Annotated in this window: 24 protein-coding genes; 11 read left to right on the top strand and 13 right to left on the bottom strand. The window is 66.5% G+C overall.

Going from position 1 to position 18085, the window contains the following annotated elements; genetic code table 11:
• Positions 1-81 precede the first annotated feature (81 nt).
• A complete protein-coding gene (locus ABIC35_RS10715; protein ID WP_121079158.1) occupies positions 82-627 on the bottom strand; it encodes a TetR/AcrR family transcriptional regulator in 546 nt (181 codons plus the stop codon).
• Positions 628-719: 92 nt separating this feature from the next.
• Between ABIC35_RS10715 and ABIC35_RS10710 the strand changes: the two genes are divergently transcribed.
• Together ABIC35_RS10710 and ABIC35_RS10705 are read left to right on the top strand one after the other, a co-directional pair.
• Positions 720-1394, top strand: coding sequence for a DUF1349 domain-containing protein (locus ABIC35_RS10710; protein WP_220667333.1), 675 nt, complete (start codon positions 720-722; stop codon positions 1392-1394).
• Positions 1394-1963, top strand: a complete 570-nt coding sequence (locus ABIC35_RS10705; RefSeq protein ID WP_121074203.1) for a sugar O-acetyltransferase — start codon at positions 1394-1396, stop codon at positions 1961-1963. The genes ABIC35_RS10710 and ABIC35_RS10705 overlap by 1 nt, the downstream gene beginning before the upstream one ends.
• A 33-nt stretch (positions 1964-1996) precedes the next feature.
• Here the strand turns inward: ABIC35_RS10705 and ABIC35_RS10700 are convergent, their stop codons facing one another.
• The 3 genes from ABIC35_RS10700 to dnaK form a co-directional block, all read right to left on the bottom strand.
• On the bottom strand, positions 1997-2665 hold the full coding sequence (locus ABIC35_RS10700) for a spermidine synthase (RefSeq protein ID WP_121074206.1): 669 nt from the start codon (positions 2663-2665) through the stop codon (positions 1997-1999).
• Positions 2666-2684: 19 nt separating this feature from the next.
• On the bottom strand, positions 2685-3806 hold the full coding sequence (gene dnaJ / locus ABIC35_RS10695) for a molecular chaperone DnaJ (RefSeq protein ID WP_121074209.1): 1122 nt from the start codon (positions 3804-3806) through the stop codon (positions 2685-2687).
• 124 nt (positions 3807-3930) lie between these two features.
• A complete protein-coding gene (gene dnaK / locus ABIC35_RS10690; RefSeq protein WP_121074212.1) occupies positions 3931-5853 on the bottom strand; it encodes a molecular chaperone DnaK in 1923 nt (640 codons plus the stop codon).
• Positions 5854-6030: 177 nt separating this feature from the next.
• On the opposite strand from dnaK, the gene ABIC35_RS10685 reads away from it, so the two are divergent.
• A complete protein-coding gene (locus ABIC35_RS10685) occupies positions 6031-6468 on the top strand; it encodes a copper chaperone PCu(A)C (RefSeq protein WP_121074215.1) in 438 nt (145 codons plus the stop codon).
• A 67-nt stretch (positions 6469-6535) separates the two neighbouring features.
• Here the strand turns inward: ABIC35_RS10685 and ABIC35_RS10680 are convergent, their stop codons facing one another.
• Both ABIC35_RS10680 and ABIC35_RS10675 read right to left on the bottom strand, forming a co-directional pair.
• Positions 6536-7276, bottom strand: coding sequence for a TorF family putative porin (locus tag ABIC35_RS10680; protein ID WP_121074218.1), 741 nt, complete (start codon positions 7274-7276; stop codon positions 6536-6538).
• On the bottom strand, positions 7276-7701 hold the full coding sequence (locus ABIC35_RS10675; RefSeq protein ID WP_121074221.1) for a hypothetical protein: 426 nt from the start codon (positions 7699-7701) through the stop codon (positions 7276-7278). The genes ABIC35_RS10680 and ABIC35_RS10675 overlap by 1 nt, the downstream gene beginning before the upstream one ends.
• A 190-nt stretch (positions 7702-7891) precedes the next feature.
• Between ABIC35_RS10675 and fumC the strand changes: the two genes are divergently transcribed.
• The 3 genes from fumC to gmk all read left to right on the top strand — a co-directional run bounded on the left by fumC (position 7892) and on the right by gmk (position 10306).
• Positions 7892-9283, top strand: coding sequence for a class II fumarate hydratase (gene fumC, locus ABIC35_RS10670; RefSeq protein ID WP_121074224.1), 1392 nt, complete (start codon positions 7892-7894; stop codon positions 9281-9283).
• A gap of 65 nt (positions 9284-9348) precedes the next feature.
• A complete protein-coding gene (locus tag ABIC35_RS10665) occupies positions 9349-9567 on the top strand; it encodes a hypothetical protein (protein WP_093294653.1) in 219 nt (72 codons plus the stop codon).
• 55 nt (positions 9568-9622) lie between these two features.
• Positions 9623-10306, top strand: coding sequence for a guanylate kinase (gene gmk / locus ABIC35_RS10660; RefSeq protein ID WP_121074227.1), 684 nt, complete (start codon positions 9623-9625; stop codon positions 10304-10306).
• Positions 10307-10312: 6 nt separating this feature from the next.
• On the opposite strand, the gene ABIC35_RS10655 is transcribed toward gmk, so the two are convergent.
• Genes ABIC35_RS10655 through crcB form a run of 5 tightly spaced genes read right to left on the bottom strand, consistent with a single transcriptional unit; the run spans position 10313 to position 13373 of the window.
• Positions 10313-10990 carry an ATP12 family chaperone protein gene (locus tag ABIC35_RS10655; protein ID WP_121074230.1) on the bottom strand — a complete coding sequence of 226 codons (678 nt, stop codon included), beginning with the start codon at positions 10988-10990 and terminating at the stop codon, positions 10313-10315.
• On the bottom strand, positions 10987-11208 hold the full coding sequence (locus tag ABIC35_RS10650) for a hypothetical protein (protein WP_121074233.1): 222 nt from the start codon (positions 11206-11208) through the stop codon (positions 10987-10989). The genes ABIC35_RS10655 and ABIC35_RS10650 overlap by 4 nt, the downstream gene beginning before the upstream one ends.
• Positions 11205-11864, bottom strand: a complete 660-nt coding sequence (locus ABIC35_RS10645; protein ID WP_121074236.1) for an HAD-IA family hydrolase — start codon at positions 11862-11864, stop codon at positions 11205-11207. The genes ABIC35_RS10650 and ABIC35_RS10645 overlap by 4 nt, the downstream gene beginning before the upstream one ends.
• A 19-nt stretch (positions 11865-11883) precedes the next feature.
• A complete protein-coding gene (locus ABIC35_RS10640) occupies positions 11884-12996 on the bottom strand; it encodes an RluA family pseudouridine synthase (protein WP_121074239.1) in 1113 nt (370 codons plus the stop codon).
• Positions 12993-13373 (bottom strand): fluoride efflux transporter CrcB, encoded by a 381-nt coding sequence (gene crcB, locus ABIC35_RS10635; RefSeq protein WP_121074242.1) that lies wholly within the window; start codon positions 13371-13373, stop codon positions 12993-12995. Before crcB ends, ABIC35_RS10640 begins: the two co-directional genes overlap by 4 nt.
• 608 nt (positions 13374-13981) lie before the next feature.
• On the opposite strand from crcB, the gene ABIC35_RS10630 reads away from it, so the two are divergent.
• From ABIC35_RS10630 to ABIC35_RS10615, 4 genes are all read left to right on the top strand, one after another.
• The gene (locus tag ABIC35_RS10630) at positions 13982-14230 is read left to right on the top strand and encodes a hypothetical protein (protein ID WP_183049313.1); all 249 of its coding nucleotides are present in this window, start codon (positions 13982-13984) and stop codon (positions 14228-14230) included.
• 94 nt (positions 14231-14324) lie between these two features.
• Positions 14325-14768 (top strand): DUF4279 domain-containing protein, encoded by a 444-nt coding sequence (locus ABIC35_RS10625; RefSeq protein ID WP_220667334.1) that lies wholly within the window; start codon positions 14325-14327, stop codon positions 14766-14768.
• A gap of 117 nt (positions 14769-14885) precedes the next feature.
• Positions 14886-15197, top strand: a complete 312-nt coding sequence (locus ABIC35_RS10620) for a hypothetical protein (protein WP_121074251.1) — start codon at positions 14886-14888, stop codon at positions 15195-15197.
• Positions 15198-15387: 190 nt separating this feature from the next.
• Entirely contained in the window at positions 15388-15615 is a 228-nt protein-coding gene (locus tag ABIC35_RS10615) for a hypothetical protein (protein ID WP_121079160.1), read from the top strand.
• A gap of 55 nt (positions 15616-15670) precedes the next feature.
• Here the strand turns inward: ABIC35_RS10615 and ABIC35_RS10610 are convergent, their stop codons facing one another.
• Both ABIC35_RS10610 and ABIC35_RS10605 read right to left on the bottom strand, forming a co-directional pair.
• Positions 15671-16168 carry a glycine zipper 2TM domain-containing protein gene (locus ABIC35_RS10610; protein ID WP_121074254.1) on the bottom strand — a complete coding sequence of 166 codons (498 nt, stop codon included), beginning with the start codon at positions 16166-16168 and terminating at the stop codon, positions 15671-15673.
• Positions 16169-16251: 83 nt separating this feature from the next.
• Positions 16252-17094 carry a class I mannose-6-phosphate isomerase gene (locus tag ABIC35_RS10605; RefSeq protein WP_121074257.1) on the bottom strand — a complete coding sequence of 281 codons (843 nt, stop codon included), beginning with the start codon at positions 17092-17094 and terminating at the stop codon, positions 16252-16254.
• Between the two features lie 124 nt (positions 17095-17218).
• Here ABIC35_RS10605 and ABIC35_RS10600 point away from each other — a divergent pair, with 124 nt between their 5' ends.
• Positions 17219-18043, top strand: coding sequence for an outer membrane protein assembly factor BamD (locus tag ABIC35_RS10600; RefSeq protein WP_121074260.1), 825 nt, complete (start codon positions 17219-17221; stop codon positions 18041-18043).
• Positions 18044-18085 lie beyond the last annotated feature (42 nt).

The following is an 18085-nucleotide window of genomic DNA, read 5'->3' as shown; positions in this document are numbered from 1 at the left end:
GACTTCCTTCTGGAAACATGCGCCCTTCGGAATGCACGAGGCGGGGATGTCGTTCCGCAGACGGGATGAGCGGGGAAGGCCTCAGGCCGCGGCGACGCGCTCGACGATGATGCGGATCGCTTCCCTGTCGAGCGGCGCCCGGTCGATCGAATTGTGGATGCCGATGCCCTCGACCAGCGCGTCGAGCGCGCGTGCTGTCAGGGGATCGAAAAAGCGCTCCAGCGCAGCGCGGCTGTTATCCATCCATTGCTGCATCACCGCGCTCACTGCCGGGTGCCGCGCCGCGAAGGCGTAGAGCTCGTAGCTGAGCAGCAAGGTGCGTGGCTCGGCCCAGATCGTGCCTGCGATGATGTCGACGACCGCATCGATCGCTGCGGGACGACCATCGGCCGCACGCAGGCGCGCACCGAACAGGTCGGAGGACTGCGCCGCCAATTGCAGAAAGGCAGCGGTTATCAGCGCTTCGAGCGTTTCGAAATAATAGGTCACCGATCCCAGCGGCACGCCCGCCTCGTCGGCGATCCGGCGATGGGTCGTTGCCGCGACACCGTGGGCGGCGATCACCTCCAAGGTCGCGTCGACGATACGCTGCCGCCGTGTCGGATCGTTCCGCCTGCCGCTTGCCATATCCTCCATTCCATCCACTTGCAAAGCTTGTGTACGTTTGTACATACAGCTCGTCACATTGGTAAGGTCTGTCGCACAAGAGGGAGGATGTCGTGAACCGCAGAACGATATTGGGAGGCGCGGCAGCACTGGCGGTTGCCGGGCCAACCGGGGCGGCGCAGGCGCAAGCCACGGGCAAATCGGTGCTCGGACGTAGGGACGGCCGCTGGCTCAACGAGCCGCGAAACTGGTCGGTCGATTCCGCAGGCGACCTGTCGCTGGTCACCGACAAGGGCAGCGATTTCTGGCAGGAAACGCATTACGGCTTCAAGCGGGACAGCGGGCATTTCCTCGGCTTCACCGCGCCCGCGGCGTTCACCGCGCAATTGCGCGTTCGGGGACAGTATCAGAAGCTCTACGATCAGGCCGGTATCATGGTTCGCGTCGACGAGCGGCGCTGGGTCAAGGCCGGTATCGAGTTGTCGGACGGTCGCGCGATGCTGAGTAGCGTCCTGACGAATGGCCAGTCGGACTGGGCGACCGGCCCCTATGAACATGACGCACAGGACTTCTGGATGCGTGCCACCGTAGAAAAGGGCGTGCTGCGCCTGCAGGTATCTGCGGACGGCAAGCACTGGCCGCTGGTGCGGCTTGCCCCCTTCCCGGTAGCCGCGTCGTATCAGGTAGGGCCGATGGCCTGCACCCCGGAGCGGGAGGGGCTGGCGATCCGCTTCTCCGATCTGCGGATCACCCCGCCGCTCGGCAAGGACCTGCACGATCTCAGCTGATGCCAAAAAGCGAGAAGCAGAAGATGCTCGCCGGCGAGCTGTACACCGCGGACGACCCCGAGTTGGCCGCCGACGCCGCGCGCGCGCAGGATTGGATGGCGCGATACAATGCGGCACCGGCGCAATCGTCCGAGGACAGGCATGCGCTGCTGGTAGCAGGGCTGGGCCAGGTCGGCGCCGGCGTCACCGTGCGGGCGCCGTTCCACTGCGACTATGGCTACAACATCCACCTGGACGACGGCGTGTTCCTCAACTTCGGATGCGTCATCCTGGATGTGGTGGCGGTGCGCATCGGCGCCGGCACGCAGATCGGCCCGGGCGTGCAGATCCTGACGGCCGACCATCCGCGCGAGGCAGCGGTTCGGGCCCAAATGCTCGAATTCGGTCGGCCCGTGGTCATCGGGTGCAACGTCTGGATCGGTGGCGGCGCCATCATCCTCCCCGGCGTGACGATCGGCGATGATGCGATCGTCGGGGCGGGCAGCGTGGTGACCAGAGACGTTCCGGCCGGCACCACGGTCGTTGGCAACCCCGCGCGCGCCTCGGCTGTTACCGCGGACCCGATCTGACGCGTCGCCGCTGCGCATCTCGCCGCGCTTGCCTCAGCGGCGCCGGCCGAACCAGATGACGTGGCGCGGGCCCTTCCCGTTCTGGCGGGCGCGGACGGCGACTTCCTCCACCTGGAACCCACTGTCGCGCATCCGGCGGGCGAAGGGCGCGTCAGGCGCCGCCGACCATACTGCGAGAATGCCGCCGGGGCGGAGCGCCTGACGGGCGGAATCGAGGCCGCGCATCGAGTAGAGGCTGTCGTTGCCCACCCGGGTCAGTCCGTCGGGGCCGTTGTCGACGTCGAGCAGGATCGCGTCATAGGCGTTCTGGCCGTCGGCGATCACCCGGCCGACATCGTCGAACACGACCTTCACGCGCGGATCGTCGAGACAGCCATTGGTCAGCGCCGCCATCGGACCGCGCGCCCAGTCGACGATCTTGGGGACCAGTTCGGCCACCGTCACCTTGGCATTGCTGCCGAGAACGCCAAGCGCCGCGCGCAGGGTGAAGCCCATGCCGTAGCCGCCGATCAGCACCCGCGCCTCGCGCTTGCCGAGCCGCTCGAGCGTCATCACCGCCAGCGCTTCTTCCGAACCGCTCATCCGGCTGTTCATCAGCTCGTTGCGTTCGAGCACGATCATGTGGTCGTCGCCCCGGCGGAACAGCCGCAGCGGTTCGCCGCCGGGGACGTCGGCAGTGTCGAGCAGTTCGCGCGGGGTCATGCGAGGAAGGCGCCCGGCATCAACCGAGCGCCGCCTTCAGCTTGGCGAAGAAGCCGCTCGACTGCGGGCATTCCTCGCCCGTCTCGGTCTTGCGGAATTCCTCGAGCAACTCGCGCTGCTTGGCCGTGAGCTTGGTCGGCGTTTCCACCTCCAGCCGCACGACCAGATCGCCGCGGCCGCGGCCCTGCAGCACCGGCATGCCGGCGCCGCGATGGCGCATCTCGCGGCCGGACTGGGTGCCGGCATGGATCTTGATCACATGCTCCTCGCCGTCGAGCCCCGGGATGCGGATCTCGCCGCCCAGCGCCGCCGTCGTGAAGCTGATCGGCGCGTTGGCGTACAGCGTCGTGCCCTGCCGCTCGTAGAGCGAATGGCGCGTCACGTGGAGGAAGATGTAGAGATCGCCCGCGGGTGCTCCGCGCGCGCCGGCCTCGCCCTCGCCGGTCAGGCGGATGCGGGTGCCTTCGTCGACGCCGGGCGGAATCTCGATCTTGAGCGTCTTGGTCTTGTCGGTCCGGCCCTCGCCGCGGCAGGTGCGGCAGGGCTCGGCGATCACCTCGCCGGCGCCGTGGCAGGCGGGGCAGGTGCGCTCGACCATGAAGAAGCCCTGCTGCGCGCGCACCTTGCCGTGGCCGGCGCAGGTGGTGCAGGTCTTGGCCTTGGTGCCGGGCGTGGCGCCCGAGCCCTGGCAGCTGTCGCAGGGGCCCGAGACGTCGATGGTGATGTCGGTCGAATGGCCGTGGAACGCCTGTTCGAGCGAGATTTCCATGTCGTAGCGCAGGTCCGCACCGCGCCGCTGGGGCCGGCCGCCGCCACGCGCGCCGCCGCCCATGAATTCGCCGAACACGCTTTCGAAAATGTCGCTGAACGCGCCGAAATCGCCTTGGCCGCCATGATGGCCGCCGCCGCCGTTCTGAAACGCGGCATGGCCGAAGCGGTCGTACGCCGCGCGCTTCTGGGGATCCTTCAGGCAGTCATAGGCTTCGCTGATCGCCTTGAACTTCGCCTCGGAATCCTTGCACCCGGCATTCTTGTCCGGGTGATATTTCATCGCGAGCTTGCGATAGGACGATTTGATCGTCGCGTCGTCCGCGCTGCGCTCGACTTCGAGCAGTTCGTAATAATCGACTTCGGTGGTCATCCAGCAAGCCCTCTCCCCATCAGGGGACGGGGAGAGGAACTATGCCGATGCCGGATCGCATCGATCATGCCCGCTCCCCCCAATCCCCGGCCCTCTCCCCGGCGGGGAGAGGGAGGGGCATCCGTTACGCCTTGTTGTCGTCCACTTCCGAGAACTCGGCGTCGACCACTTCCTCGCCACCGGCGTCGCCGCCGGCCGCGGCACCCGCGTTCGGCGAGGCGTTTTCGGCAGCCTGCTTCTCGTAGATCGCCTGGCCGAGCTTCATCGCCACCTGGGCGAGCTCCTGCGCCTTGGCGGTCATCGCATCGGCATCGCCGCTCTCGATCGCCGACTTGGTCTCGGCAATCGCCGCCTCGATCTCGCCCTTCAGCGACGCGTCGACCTTGTCGCCATTCTCCTGGAGCTGACGCTCCGTGGTGTGGACGAGGCTCTCGGCGTTGTTCTTGGCTTCCGCCGCGGCACGACGCTTCTTGTCCTCTTCGGCGAACTTCTCGGCATCGCGCACCATCTGCTCGATGTCGGAGTCGTTCAGACCACCCGAGGCCTGGATGCGGATCTGCTGCTCCTTGCCGGTGCCCTTGTCCTTGGCGGACACGTTGACGATGCCGTTGGCGTCGATGTCGAAGGTGACCTCGATCTGCGGCACGCCGCGCGGCGCCGGCGGAATGCCGACCAGGTCGAACTGGCCGAGCATCTTGTTGTCGGCCGCCATCTCGCGCTCGCCCTGGAAGACGCGGATCGTCACCGCCTGCTGATTGTCGTCAGCGGTGGAGTAGACCTGCGACTTCTTGGTCGGGATCGTGGTGTTGCGGTCGATCATGCGGGTGAACACGCCGCCCAGCGTCTCGATGCCCAGCGACAGCGGGGTCACGTCGAGCAGCAGCACGTCCTTCACGTCGCCCTGGAGCACGCCGGCCTGGATCGCCGCGCCGATGGCGACGACTTCGTCCGGGTTCACGCCGGTGTGCGGCTCCTTGCCGAAGAAGTCCTTCACGACCTGACGGACCTTGGGCATGCGGGTCATGCCGCCGACGAGCACGACTTCGTCGATCGCCTCGGCCTTGACGCCCGCATCGGCCAGCGCCTTGCGGCACGGCTCGAGGGTGCGCTTGATCAGGTCATCGACCAGGCGCTCCAGATCGGCGCGGGTGATCGTCTCCACCAGGTGCAGCGGGGTGGTTGCGCCACCTTCCATGCGGGCGGTGATGAAGGGCAGGTTGATCTCGGTCGTCGCAGCCGACGACAGCTCGATCTTCGCCTTCTCGGCCGATTCCTTCAGCCGCTGCAGCGCGAGCTTGTCGGTGCGGAGGTCGAGGCCTTCCTTCTTCTTGAACTGGTCGGCCAGGTAATCGACGATCTTGTTGTCGAAATCCTCGCCGCCGAGGAAGGTGTCGCCGTTCGTCGCCTTCACTTCGAACACGCCGTCGCCGATTTCCAGCACGGAGATGTCGAAGGTGCCGCCGCCAAGGTCATAGACCACGATGGTCTTGTTGTTGTCCTTGTCGAGGCCATAGGCGAGCGCGGCCGCCGTCGGCTCGTTGATGATGCGCAGCACTTCGAGGCCCGCGATCTTGCCGGCGTCCTTGGTCGCCTGGCGCTGGGCGTCGTTGAAATAGGCCGGCACGGTGATGACGGCCTGCGTCACGCTCTCGCCGAGATACGATTCGGCGGTTTCCTTCATCTTCTGCAGGATGAAGGCCGAGATCTGCGACGGGCTGTACTCTTCGCCGCCGGCCTTGACCCACGCATCGCCGTTCGTGCCGCGCGCGATCGTATAGGGCACCAGCTCGGTGTCCTTCTTGGTCACGGGGTCGTCGAAGCGGCGGCCGATCAGGCGCTTCACTGCGAAGATGGTGTTGTCCGGGTTGGTCACCGCCTGGCGCTTGGCCGGCTGGCCGATCAGACGCTCGCCATCCTTGGCGAAGGCGACGATCGACGGCGTGGTGCGTGCGCCTTCGACATTTTCGATGACCTTGGGCTTGCCGCCTTCCATCACAGCAACGCAGCTGTTGGTCGTGCCCAGGTCGATACCGATAACTTTAGCCATGGTCCTCGTTGGCCCCCACAATCGAAACAAAAGGGTTCATAAGCGTTATCCGGATGCCGGCCCCAGAAGAGGCGACCGCCGTCCAGATGTCCGAGGGGGGATATAGGTGCGTCGTGCCTTGCCGCAAGACGCCCGGGTTTCTACAAGATTTCCCAAATCAAAGAGGGAGGATGCCGAATGCGCACTCTGGCGGGACTTGTAGCGGTTCTGGGGCTGGGGGCGTGTTCGCCCCAGGCGGATGGCGTAAAGGTCGATGGCGCCTGGATTAGGCTGCCCGCGGTGGCGGGCCAGCCAGGGGCAGCGTATTTCACGCTGCACGGCGGGCGCGAGGCGGAAACGTTGGTCAGCGTGTCGACTCGCGCGGCCGACAAGGCCGAGATTCACGAGAGCACCAAGGATGGCGCGGGCATGGCGAAGATGACCCAGCTCGCCAGCCTCGACCTGCCGGTCGGCTCCGAGGTGAAGTTCGCGCCGGGCGGCAAGCATGTCATGCTGTTCGGGTTGGTGCCCAATGTCCATGCCGGCGAGAAGGTGCCGCTGACGCTGCACTTCGCCAGCGGGCACGAGGCGACGGCGGTGGCCGATGTCGCCGTGCCGGGTGCCGAGCAGCGGTAGGCTTCCCAAACTCTCGCTTCTTCTAATCCCCCCCTCCCGCACGCGGGAGGGGGGATTTAGGGCAGCCTCAGAACGAAAGCCGTGCGCGCCCGAGCACGCGGTTGCCGCTGTGCTGCAGGTCCGCATAGGGCGACGCCACCGCGCGGTTGGTATCGATGTCGGTCCCGACATAGTCGACCCCCAGCGTCAGCGGCCCGCTGACATGCTCCACGCCGATCCGCCAATCGGTATAGTCGCCGGTCGGGCGCAGCCGCGCGGCGCGGATGTCGTCGGTGCTGCCGGTCGTATGGCCGATCGAGCCGGACACGGTGAACGGCGTCGACGGCACGCCCACCGCGGCGCCCGCGTGCAGATAGAGATTGTCGCCGCCGATCGGCCCCTGGTCCGGCGCATAGGTCGCGCCGCCGTTCAGCTGCAGCGGGCCGAGTGAAAACCTGCCGTCCGCGCCAACCTCGACATAGTCCATCGCGCGCGCCGCGCCGGTGAAGACATGGCCGGTGACGAAGCCGCGCAGCTTGAACACCCCGATGTCGAAGCCGTGGCCGGCTTCCAGGTCGAACACCGTGTCGGCCCCGGCATGGCGGCTCGATTCGCGCACCATCGCAACGCGCGCCGATGCGTCGAAGCCGAGGATGCCCGCGGACAGGTCGCCCGAGGCACTCAGCTGGTTCTCGCTCCAGCTGAGGCCGCGGCGGCTCTCGTCGGTCGAGAGTTCGACGCCGCCCGAAACCTTGGGCAGCACCTGGGCCTGGGCAGCGAGCGGGAGGGTGAGCGCGGCGAAGGCGGCAACGGCAATGGGAATACGCATCAGGTGTGTACACGTCCTATGTGATCGAGTTCGGCGCGCAGCATCTCGGCATCCTGGCCGGCGAGCGCCTCGACCGCGCCTCGCATGTCCTTGGTGGCGCTGGCAACGTCCTTGGCGATTACCGCGCGGTTGGCGGTGCACCAGCCGGGACGGCTGCCGGTCGCGACGCTTTCCTGGCGCAGCGCGCGCTGGAGCGTGCCGGCGGCGTGGCGCGCCTGGCGATCGACCACCAGATCGGCCTCCCACCGGCAGCGCAGCGTCGAGGCGCGGCCGCCGGGCCCTGCGACGCCGAGCTGCTGGTGGCGGACGTCGACCCGCATGCGGTAATCGGCATGGACCGGGCCGCTGTCATGATCGATGCGCACGCTGTGCGCGATCTCGGAAAAGGGGGCGGCGAGCAGCAGCCCCAGAATCAACGGGATCATGGCTCTTCTCCTGCGGTTGCCCCGGCTGTTGTCGCCGGTGGCATTGAGTCTTTGCGCGCTGCCTTCACCGGAATGCAAGTTACCAAGTGTTTCCGAGGGCTTGGGCCGCGCGGCTGAAATGTCGACCGTCGTACGGGTTGTGGGGCGGTGCGGGCGGCCTACATCGCGCACAAACAACGCGGAGAAGCACATGACCGGCACGCGCACCGAAACCGACTCGATCGGCGCGATCGAAGTTCCCGCCGACGCCTATTGGGGTGCCCAGACCCAGCGATCGATCCAGAACTTCCCGTTCGGGCCCGAGGAGCGGATGCCGATCGGCATCGTCCATGCCCAGGCGATCGTGAAGCAGGCCGCGGCGCGCGTGAACGTGAAGCACGGGCTCGATCCGAAGATCGCCGAGGTGATCGACCAGGTCGCGCAGGAAGTGATCGACGGCAAGCTCGACGACCAGTTCCCGCTGGTGGTCTGGCAGACCGGCAGCGGCACCCAGACCAACATGAACGTCAACGAGGTGATCGCCGGCCGCGCCAACGAAATCCTCACCGGCAAACGCGGCGGCAAGACCCCGATCCACCCCAACGATCATGTCAACATGGCGCAGTCGTCGAACGACAGCTTCCCGACCGCACTGCACATCGCCGCGGCGCGTGCGGTGACGCTGGACCTGTTCCCAGCGCTGGAGCGACTGCACACCGCGCTCGACCGCAAGGCGCATGACTGGGATCACATCGTCAAGATCGGCCGCACCCATCTGCAGGACGCGACGCCGCTGACGCTTGGGCAGGAATTTTCCGGCTATGTCGCGATGCTCGCCTCGGCGCGGGCGCGGTTCCAGAGCGTGCTGGAGCTCGACATTTTCAAGCTGGCGCTCGGCGGCACGGCGGTGGGCACCGGGCTCAACTCGCCGCCGGGCTATGCCGAGGACGTGGCGGCGGAGATCGCCAAGATCACCCGGCTGCCCTTCGTCTCCGCGCCCAACAAGTTCGAGATGCTGGCGACCAAGGACCAGCTGGTGAACCTGTCGGGGGTCTGCAACACGCTGGCGGTGTCGCTCACCAAGATCGCCAACGACATCCGCCTGCTCGGCTCGGGCCCGCGCTCGGGCCTGGGCGAGCTGGAGCTGCCGGCGAACGAGCCGGGCAGCTCGATCATGCCGGGCAAGGTCAACCCGACCCAGAGCGAGTCGCTGACGATGGTCGCCGCCCAGGTGATCGGCAACCACACCGCCGTGACGGTGGGCGGCATGCAGGGCCATTTCGAGCTCAACGTGTTCAAGCCGCTGATCGGCGCGAACCTGCTGCGCTCGATCACGCTGATGTCGGTGGGCATGACCAACTTCGCCGAACGCGCGGTGGACGGCGCGGTGGCGAACGAGGCGCGGATCAAGGAGCTGGTCGATCGCTCGCTGATGCTGGTCACCGCGCTGGCACCTGCCATCGGCTATGACGCGGCGGCCAAGATCGCCAAGAACGCGCACGAGAAGGGCCTCACCCTCAAGGAATCGGGCCTGGCGCTGGGCCTTGTCGACAGCGCGACTTTCGAGAAGTTCGTGAAGCCCGAGACGATGATCGGCCGTTGATCGGCTGCGGCGAGCGGCGGGAACGCCGCCGCCGCACCGCCGTTCTTGCGGGGAAGGAGAAGACAATGATCGGCAAGTTGATTGCAGGCTGGATCGGCAGCAAGATCGACCGGCGCGACGGCGAAGGCGGCGCGGTGGGCGCAGCGGTCGGCGTCGCGACCTGGGAAGTCGCCAAGCGCGTGGTGCCCGCGGCGTTCGTGCTCGGCGCGGGCGCGGTGGGCGCGGCCTATCTCAAGCGCAAGCTGACCACCGAACACGGTCCCGATACGGGCCTCGGCGCGTAAGCCGCAAACGGTGCCCGGGCTTGACGGCTCGGGTGCCGCTACGCCAAAGGCCCGCATGGCCCATACGCACCAGAACGACCCGCATGGATTCCATCGCCGCGGGGTTTTGTTTGTCCTTTCCTCGCCCTCGGGCGCCGGCAAGTCGACCATCGCCCGCAAGCTGCTGGCAGCCGAACCCGATCTCGCCGTCTCCGTCTCGGTGACCACGCGCGAGCCGCGGCCGGGCGAAGTGAACGGGGTCGACTATACGTTCGTCAGCGTCGACCGGTTCCGCGAGATGGTGTCGCAGCACCATTTCATCGAGTGGGCGCACGTCTTCAAGCATCGCTACGGCACCCCCAAGGGCCCGGTCGACGCGGTGCTCGCCACCGGCCGCGACATGCTGTTCGACATCGACTGGCAGGGCGCCCAGCAGCTCCACCAGACGATGGGCGGGGACGTGGTCCGCGTGTTCATCCTGCCGCCCTCGATGGCCGAGCTCCACCGCCGCCTCGAAGGCCGCCAGACCGACTCGCCCGACGTGATCGCCCACCGCATGGCCCGCGCCTCGAACGAGGTGAGCCACTGGGACGGCTATGATTACGTCCTGGTCAACGACGATGCCGACAAGTGCTTCGAGGCGGTCCACACCATCCTCAAGGCCGAGCGGCTCAAGCGCTCGCGCCAGACCGGTCTGATCGGCTTCATCCGCGGGCTGATGAAGCGTGGCGACCCCACCGGGGAATCAGACGTCCTCTGAGGCGTCTCAGAGGAGGCTGAGGAACCGCACCGCTGCGTCGAAATCCGCGCGACGGACGTTGCGGGCGCGGGTGGCGAGGTCGTCCTCGCCCCATTGCTCAACCTGCCAGTCCTCGTCGAGCATGGCAGAACGCCACACCGTCTCGCGGTCCGCGGCACCTTCGAGCAGCGCCAGCGCAGCGACCAGCGAGCCGCTGATCGTCACCAGCGGGCTCAGTGCCGCGAGCCGGAACGGGTCGAGCGCTGCCACCACCTCCTGCAACCGCGCGATTGTTGCGGCCGGCTGGGGGTGGTGCATGATGCCAGCGGTCGTCTCGAAATGAATGTCGTAGCGGGTGCGTGCCCAGTCGAGCAGCGGGTCCCATTGCGCGGCCTGGCGCGCAACCAGCGGCTCGGGCAGCTCGGCGCGGTAGCAGAGCAGGTCGCTCTCGCCATAGCGCGCGAGGTCGGCCGCGAACGGCGCGGGGTTCGGCGCGATCTGGTCGATCGCCGCGTTGGCGAGCCCGGTCAGCGGCATGGCGCGGGGATTGAGTTCCTCGCCGACACTCCGCCACTCCTCTGCCACCGCTTCGGCCAGTTGGGGCGTGGGCAGCGTCAGCGCAGCGCGGGCAGGGGTGCGGACGGGGCGGCCATCGAGTTCGATCGCGCCGTCGACGATCGTTACGGTCTTCCAGAAACGTTTCATGCTTCGGGGGGTGTCCTCCAGCGGCGGGCGAGCATCCGGGGGACCGCCGCCATGAACCAGAACGAGGCGAGCATCAGCGCGATGCCCAGCATCGTCAGCTCGTTGGTGTTGGCGCGGCCCAGGATCAGCAGCGCCAGCACCGCGCCGGCCACGCCGACGCAGTTCGCGCCCATCATCAGAAAATAGCGATTGCGCGCAAGGCGATCGGCGTCTGTCATAGGGCCTCCAGATGCGCCGGAATCGCCGACGCATGCTCCACGACCCGCACCGCGCCGGCCGCGTGGAGATCATGGGGAGTGTGGTAGCCCCATGCAACACCCAAGGGGTGGGCAGCAGCCGCCACGGCCATTGCCATGTCGAAGCTGGTGTCGCCGATCATCACCGTCGTCTCCGGACCCGCGCCGGCTTCGGCCATCGCGGTCTCGATCATCGAGGGGTGCGGCTTGGAGGGGTGGCGGTCGGCGGTCTGCAGCGTGACGAAGCGCTGGCCCAGGCCATGCGCCTCCAGCACCCGAATCAGCCCGCGATCGGACTTGCCGGTGGCGACGCCGAGCAACCAGCCATTCGCATCCAGCGTCTCGATCGCCTCGAGGATTCCGTCATACAGCGGCTCCTCCTCGATATGGCCGGCGGTGCGCAAGGCGAAATAGGCGAGCTTGTACTCTTCGGCGAGGTGGCGGTGGAAGTCGTCCTCCGCCGCCGGCAGCAGCTGGGCGATCGCCTCGACCAGGCTGAGCCCCACGATGCGACGAATCGCCTCGCGGGTGGGCGGCTCCAGCTTCTGGCCGGCGAAGCAATGCTCCATGGCGAGGCAGATGCTCGCCTGGCTGTCGACCAGCGTGCCGTCGCAATCGAACAAAGCGAGGCGGTTCATGGCTGCTTGCCGACCGCCATCACTTCTTCTCCCCGCGGCCCCGCCGTTCGCCGCGGCGTTCCTTGCGGTAATTCTTCGCGTGGGCCTTGGCCTTCTGCTTGAGCAGTTCCTTGCTCATCGGCGGCGGACCGTCGTCGATCTCCAGCGCGTTGCCCACCGACAGGTCGAAGCCCAGCGTATGCATCGACTCGGCGAAATGATGCGGCAGATCGGCGCGGACGTCGATCCGGCCGCCATCGGGATGGTCGATGCGGATGCGGCGGGCATGGAGGTGCATCTTGCGGCTGATGCCGCCGGTGAGGAACGCCTCCTGCAGCCCGTACTTCCCGTCGCCGACGATCGGATGGCCGATCGCCGCCATGTGGACGCGCAGCTGGTGGGTGCGGCCGGTAAACGGCTGGAGCTCGACCCAGGCGCAGCGATTGCCGGCCATCTCGATCACCCGGTAGCGGGTGCGGGCGGGCTGGCCCTCTTCCATGTCGACCTGCATCTTCTCGCCGCCGGTGCCCGGCTGCTTGCCGATCGGCAGCTCGATGAAGCCGTCCTCGATCTCCGGCACGCCCATCACCAGCGCCCAGTAGATCTTGCGCGCGGTGCGGCTGGAGAAGCTCTTGGAGAAGAACGCCGCGGCGCGCGCCGAGCGGGCGACGAGCAGCGCGCCCGAGGTATCTTTGTCGAGCCGGTGGACCAGCTTGGGGCGGCCCTCCGCCTCGAACCACAGCCCGTCGAGCAGTTCGTCGACATGCTCGAACGTCTTGGTGCCGCCCTGGGTCGCGAGGCCCGGCGGCTTGTTGAGCACCAGCGCGGCGTTGTCGCGGTGGATCACCAGCGATTGCGCGAACGCCGTCTGCTCCTCGCTGAGCGGCTTGGGGGCACGCTTGGCGCGCGGGGCAGACGCGGCGGCGGCCTTGGCCGGCTCGGCCGGAGGGACGCGGATCTGCTGACCGGCGGCGAGGCGGTCGCCCGGCGTGGCGCGGGCGCCGTCGACGCGCAGCTGGCCGGTGCGGGCCCAGCGCGAGACGATGTTGAAGCTCACGTCCGGCAGGTGCCGCTTGAACCAGCGATCGAGCCGGATGCCTTCATCGTCATAGCCGACGACGAACTGGCGGACGCCGTCCTCGTTGCTGCTCATGCCGTCACCGCCCGGGCGAGCGTCATGCCGACGGCGAGGGCGCCGATCGCGCCGATCACCGAGGCGAGGACATAGCCGAGCGCCACCAGCACATCGCCGCGCTCGATCATCGCGAAGGTTTCGAGCGAGAAGGAGGAGAAGGTGGTGAAGCCGCCGAGCACGCCGACGCCGAGCAACAGCCGCGCCTGTTCGGCATTAGGGCCGAAGCGCAGCAGGCTGGCGCCGAGCATCCCCATCAGGAAGCCGCCGACAAGATTGACGGCGAGGGTCCCCCAGGGGAAGGCCGGGCCGAGCAGGGCGACGCCGGCGCGGCCAACGCCGTAGCGGGCCGCGGAGCCGATGGCCCCGCCGAGCATCACGAGAAAAAGATTGGGCATGCCGCGCCCCTAGCGCGAATCGGGGCAAAGGGGAAGTTTCGGGGTGGGCGGTTGTCCCAGGGTCTCTGGGCGGTCGTTGCGGCGGCCGGCAGTCGCCAGCCTAAGTTCACGAAGTTCACGCATATGCGCAATTCGACTAGCGGCAAAATCGGGACCGCCGGGCAGGACAAGTTGCCAAAGTTCACACGCACGCACGTTTACCTATGCGAGCGCGTAGGTGCAGTCGTGCCGCCCAGGGGAACGATGCGCGGGGCCGCGGGACGTGCAGTCGCCGCGAACGTGCCAGGGAGAAGCTAAACCTTATCAAATAGCGGCGCGCATTTTGCGGGCATGAGAACATATGGGAAACATTGCGACGGGATCAAGCTTGGCAATCGCGCAATCGCCGGCGATACGCCGTTGCGCTCAGGTAATGTTCGGAGTGTCGGAGCGCGCGATCGTTAAGCAACGCGCGGTACCAGTTGCTCGTCGCCAGCTCCGCGCTGCCCGGGCGCGGTCTTGGTCGATCGTGAGAATGACACCCGTTGGTGGCAGTACCGATATGATCGTTCGCGGTTTCGCGAAACGTACGCCCCAGCGATGACCGATTTGGCGGAAGGAGCGTTGGCGTGAGTGCGAGAGATCACTCTGCAGGACGAGAAATCGTCGATTGCGTGGACGAGGGCCTGCACGGCGGCGCGACCGTCCAGCTCTATATCCGGGCGAGAGCCGAGCCCCTTGCCATCGTTCGCATCAACAAGAGCCAGTTCTCCGTCCGCGTCTACACGCAGGGCGGGGAGTTCTTCGATTTCGCGTACAGCGCCATCGAGGGCGCAAGGTACAAACGCCCGCCCACGATGGACCTGTCGGGCGTGTGAATCGATGGGGCTGCGGCAAACGTCGCGCCTAGGACGCGGAGGTGGTGAGTGGCCGGAATTGGTGGACAGCTGCCGGCGGGCTTCTTGGCGGCACGTGGCGATTCATGCGACAGGCATTTTTATGGCAATCTTGCACGAATCTGCCGCTTCGATCGGTTTCTACGGTGACGATCTCGATCCGGAGGAGATTTCAGCGGCTTTAGGTGCTGAACCTACCGTGGGTGTAGCCAAGGGCGGCCGGTGGAAAACGAAGTCAGGAGCGGTGAAAACAGCGGTGACGGGATCGTGGCGGATCGAAGCCGATCGGCGGCAGCCAAGTGATCTGGATGGTCAAATCAACGGCTTGCTCGACGGTTTGTCCAATGACCTCGTAGCCTGGCGGTCTTTTTCACAGCGACACCGGGGACGAGCATTCTGCGGCTTGTTCCTAAACAGCGGGAACGAAGGCCTGACATTGCGATCCGAGACGCTGTTTCGTCTGGGAGAGCGCGGGCTGCTCGTTGACCTCGACATCTACGGTTTGGATCAGCCTGGCTGAAGATTGCCAGTGGGGCGGTGGCGGCTCGGCTGCACCTCAAGTTGGCTATCACCCTCATTTCAATTTGAAGATGATTGGAATGAGGGTGAAGAAACGCAGCACGGAATCTTCCGATCCGTGCTCAAGCTGTTTGGCTACCTTCGCGAACGGAAACACGATATTTTTCTCGTCGAATCTGACTCCCCAGGACTCGTCGGTGAAAGCCCAGCTGCCGCCGAGGGAGCGTATGATGCACTCACCAAGAAAAGATCCGAGCAGGCTGATCAGCCCATCGCGAGTCGCGACTTCGCCGTGTTCATGCTGACGTTAAATATACCCATCGAGCCAACGCACACCCGTCTCGTCATATCCGATCGCTACACCAAGCTTCTCTGTCGCAAGCGAAAGGACCAACTGAGCGTTTGCGCGAAGGCGCTCCTCCATTGGTAGGTCGGCGGGCTGCATCGCTACTCAAACTCCTGCTGAATGAGGGCAGGACCATCGCCTGTTGACTGCTTTCAAATGGCGGCCCGACCGTTCCGTTTGCCGTATGTGCGCCAAGGTTAAGATCTTGTTGGGTCGCGCCAAAGCCTGCGCGTCCTATCTTGATAACACACCTCCGCTGCCCCACATGCCCGTCATGTTCAACGCACTCTCGCTGCTGATCGGGCTGGTGGCGCTGCCCTTTGCGCTGGTGGGGATCATTCCGTTCCCCTTCGTGCCGCTGGTCAACTGGATCGCCTTTCCGATCGCGGTCACCGGCACGGTGGTCGGTATGCTGTCGCGGGGCACGGCGGGGCGGAACCTCAACCTGCTGATCCTGATCGTCAGCGGCGTGCGGCTGATGCTCACCGGCGGGTTCATCTAGGCAACAAAAAAGGGGCCCGGCGAACCGGGCCCCTCATGATGCTTGCCGTCCGGCCTCAGCGGCAGCGGACGTTGCCGCGGTCCACCGACTGGCCGAGCGCGCCGCCCGCGACGGCGCCGAGCAGGGTGCCGAGCGTCGCATTGCCGCCCGAGGACAGCGCGTTGCCCAGCAGCCCGCCGCCCAGGCCGCCGACGATCAGGCCGGTCGTGCCGTCGTTGCGGCGGCAATAATAGCGATTGTCGCGGCCGCGATAGATGCGGTCGTTCCGGCTCAGCCGGCGCTCCTGATAATAGCGACCGTCGCGATAATATTGGTCGGCATAATAACGGCGCTGGCCGGGGCCGGGGCGGTTATAGTCATAGTTGCGGAAGCGGCGCCAATCGCCGCGATCCGCGCCATGGCCGCGCCCGCGATCGTTCCAGCGGCCGTCATGATCGCGGCCATGGCCACGGTCCTGCCAATGGGCGTCGCGATTCTGCCAGCCCTGCGCCATCGCGGGCACGGTCGGCAGGGTCAGCGCCGCCGCCGCGGCGGCTACGAACAACATGCGCATCGGGACATTTCCTTGTCGTTATCGATGCGTGCCGAACGTGCCGGGGCGGCGGCAAGTTGCGTGAATATGAAACTACATATGGTTCATTCGGCGTCCATCGACGGGACACGCGCGTCGCCCGGATAGGCGAACAGCAGATCGCTGCCGACTTCGGCGTGCAGTTCGGCATGGCCCTGTACGGTCACGCACTCGCCGGCCTTGAACGCGACGCCGTCGACCACGCCTTCGCCCCGGATCGGGATCAGCCAGCCGGTGGTGCCTTCGGGCAGATCGAAGCGGCGATGCCCGCCTTCCCAGCGCTCGAGCACGAACTTCGGGCCCTCGACCAGGATCGTACGGTTCGGCGCCACCGCGCCCGGCATCGGGTGCGGCACGAAAGGCACCGGATCGGCGACGGCGATGCCCGCATCCAGATGCAGTTCGCGCGGGCGGCCGTAATCATAGAGGCGGTAGGTGGTCTCGCTGTTCTGCTGGACCTCGATCAGCGTGATTCCCGCGCCGATCGCGTGCACCGTGCCCGAGGCCGAGTAGAAAAAGTCGCCCGCCTTGACCGGCTTCCAGTCGAGCATGTCCTCGATCGAGCCGTCGAGCGCCCCGGCGCGCAGTTCCTCGCGGGTATAGGGCTGCTTGGTGCCGAGTGCGATCGTCGAATCGGGCTGGGCGTCGAGGATCACCCAGCATTCGTCCTTGCCGCGCGGCAGCCCGGCGGCGTGCGCCTGCTCGTCGTTCGGGTGGACCTGCACCGACAATTTCTCGCTGGTGAACAGATACTTGATCAGCAGATCGGGGGTGCTGTCGCCCGGCGTCTGGAACCAGACCTCGCCGACCGGATCGCCGTCCTTGGCGGGATCGGCAAAGCCCGGATACAGGGTGTGGCGGCCCCAGGGTTTTTCGACGCGATGGGTGGCGAGAAGCGTGGCGGGCACGGAAGATCCCCTTCAATTACGGTCACGGAAACGGGAGCGCATGTGGCCCGAAGCAGGTTCCGCCGCAATCCCGCCCCGAAAAGGATTGTTTGCAGCCACGGCCCCGGTCTAAGAACCCCGCCATATGCGTAGTCCTCTGCCTCGCGCGCTTGCGTTCGCGCTTCTCCCGGTGTTCGCCCTTTCCGTCGCCGGCTGCGCCAAGCGCGGCGGAGTGAAGGATCTCCCCTATGTCGCGCGCGACGTGGGCACCTTGTACAGCACGGCCAAGCAGAAGCTGGACCAGCACCAGTACAAGCTCGCCGCCGCGCTGTTCGACGAAGTGGAGCGCCAGCACCCCTATTCGGTGTGGGCCCGCCGCGCGCAGCTGATGGGCGCGTTCAGCTATTATCTGAACCGCGACTATGCCGAAGCGATCGCCTCGGCGCAGCGCTTCCTGGCCGTGCACCCGGGCAACCGCGATGCGCCCTATGCCTATTATCTGATCGGCATCTCCTATTACGAGCAGATCAGCGACGTCACCCGCGACCAGAAGATCACCCAGCAGGCGCTCGATTCGCTGGGCGAGCTGATTCGCCGCTATCCCAATTCGCGCTACGCCGCCGACGCCCGCCTGAAGCTCGACCTCGTGCGCGATCACCTGGGCGGCAAGGAAATGGAAGTCGGCCGCTTCTACGAGAAGCGCGGCCAGTGGCTGGCGGCGGCGCTGCGCTTCCGCAACGTGGTCGACAACTATCAGATGACCACGCACGTGCCTGAGGCACTGATGCGTCTGACCGAGAGCTATCTCGCGATGGGCGTGCCGGAGGAGGCCAACAAGGCCGCCGCGGTGCTGGGTGCGAACTATCCGGGCACCGACTGGTACAAGCATGCGTACGAGCTGATGCAGGAAAACCAGGACAAGGTGGCAGCCGCCGCCAAGGCTAGCCCGCCGCCCAAGCCTGCGAGCTAAAAGCACTTTCGTTCTTCTCCTGTTCCTGCGATAGGAGGCCCC

Origin of the sequence: Sphingomonas trueperi (genome assembly GCF_040545965.1) — a bacterium.
GTDB lineage: Bacteria > Pseudomonadota > Alphaproteobacteria > Sphingomonadales > Sphingomonadaceae > Sphingomonas > Sphingomonas trueperi_C.
Note: the sequence above shows the minus strand (reverse complement) of the source record. Positions and strands in the feature narration are given on the sequence as shown.

What these genes read in the sequence shown, in the direction of transcription:
- ABIC35_RS10715 (WP_121079158.1), bottom strand. Translation starts at nt 627, where the DNA reads ATGGCAAGCGGCAGGCGGAACGATCCGACACGGCGGCAGCGTATCGTC.
- ABIC35_RS10705 (WP_121074203.1), top strand. Translation starts at nt 1,394, where the DNA reads ATGCCAAAAAGCGAGAAGCAGAAGATGCTCGCCGGCGAGCTGTACACC.
- ABIC35_RS10700 (WP_121074206.1), bottom strand. Translation starts at nt 2,665, where the DNA reads ATGACCCCGCGCGAACTGCTCGACACTGCCGACGTCCCCGGCGGCGAA.
- dnaJ (WP_121074209.1), bottom strand. Translation starts at nt 3,806, where the DNA reads ATGACCACCGAAGTCGATTATTACGAACTGCTCGAAGTCGAGCGCAGC.
- dnaK (WP_121074212.1), bottom strand. Translation starts at nt 5,853, where the DNA reads ATGGCTAAAGTTATCGGTATCGACCTGGGCACGACCAACAGCTGCGTT.
- ABIC35_RS10685 (WP_121074215.1), top strand. Translation starts at nt 6,031, where the DNA reads ATGCGCACTCTGGCGGGACTTGTAGCGGTTCTGGGGCTGGGGGCGTGT.
- ABIC35_RS10680 (WP_121074218.1), bottom strand. Translation starts at nt 7,276, where the DNA reads ATGCGTATTCCCATTGCCGTTGCCGCCTTCGCCGCGCTCACCCTCCCG.
- ABIC35_RS10675 (WP_121074221.1), bottom strand. Translation starts at nt 7,701, where the DNA reads ATGATCCCGTTGATTCTGGGGCTGCTGCTCGCCGCCCCCTTTTCCGAG.
- fumC (WP_121074224.1), top strand. Translation starts at nt 7,892, where the DNA reads ATGACCGGCACGCGCACCGAAACCGACTCGATCGGCGCGATCGAAGTT.
- ABIC35_RS10665 (WP_093294653.1), top strand. Translation starts at nt 9,349, where the DNA reads ATGATCGGCAAGTTGATTGCAGGCTGGATCGGCAGCAAGATCGACCGG.
- gmk (WP_121074227.1), top strand. Translation starts at nt 9,623, where the DNA reads ATGGCCCATACGCACCAGAACGACCCGCATGGATTCCATCGCCGCGGG.
- ABIC35_RS10655 (WP_121074230.1), bottom strand. Translation starts at nt 10,990, where the DNA reads ATGAAACGTTTCTGGAAGACCGTAACGATCGTCGACGGCGCGATCGAA.
- ABIC35_RS10650 (WP_121074233.1), bottom strand. Translation starts at nt 11,208, where the DNA reads ATGACAGACGCCGATCGCCTTGCGCGCAATCGCTATTTTCTGATGATG.
- ABIC35_RS10645 (WP_121074236.1), bottom strand. Translation starts at nt 11,864, where the DNA reads ATGAACCGCCTCGCTTTGTTCGATTGCGACGGCACGCTGGTCGACAGC.
- ABIC35_RS10640 (WP_121074239.1), bottom strand. Translation starts at nt 12,996, where the DNA reads ATGAGCAGCAACGAGGACGGCGTCCGCCAGTTCGTCGTCGGCTATGAC.
- crcB (WP_121074242.1), bottom strand. Translation starts at nt 13,373, where the DNA reads ATGCCCAATCTTTTTCTCGTGATGCTCGGCGGGGCCATCGGCTCCGCG.
- ABIC35_RS10615 (WP_121079160.1), top strand. Translation starts at nt 15,388, where the DNA reads ATGTTCAACGCACTCTCGCTGCTGATCGGGCTGGTGGCGCTGCCCTTT.
- ABIC35_RS10610 (WP_121074254.1), bottom strand. Translation starts at nt 16,168, where the DNA reads ATGCGCATGTTGTTCGTAGCCGCCGCGGCGGCGGCGCTGACCCTGCCG.
- ABIC35_RS10600 (WP_121074260.1), top strand. Translation starts at nt 17,219, where the DNA reads ATGCGTAGTCCTCTGCCTCGCGCGCTTGCGTTCGCGCTTCTCCCGGTG.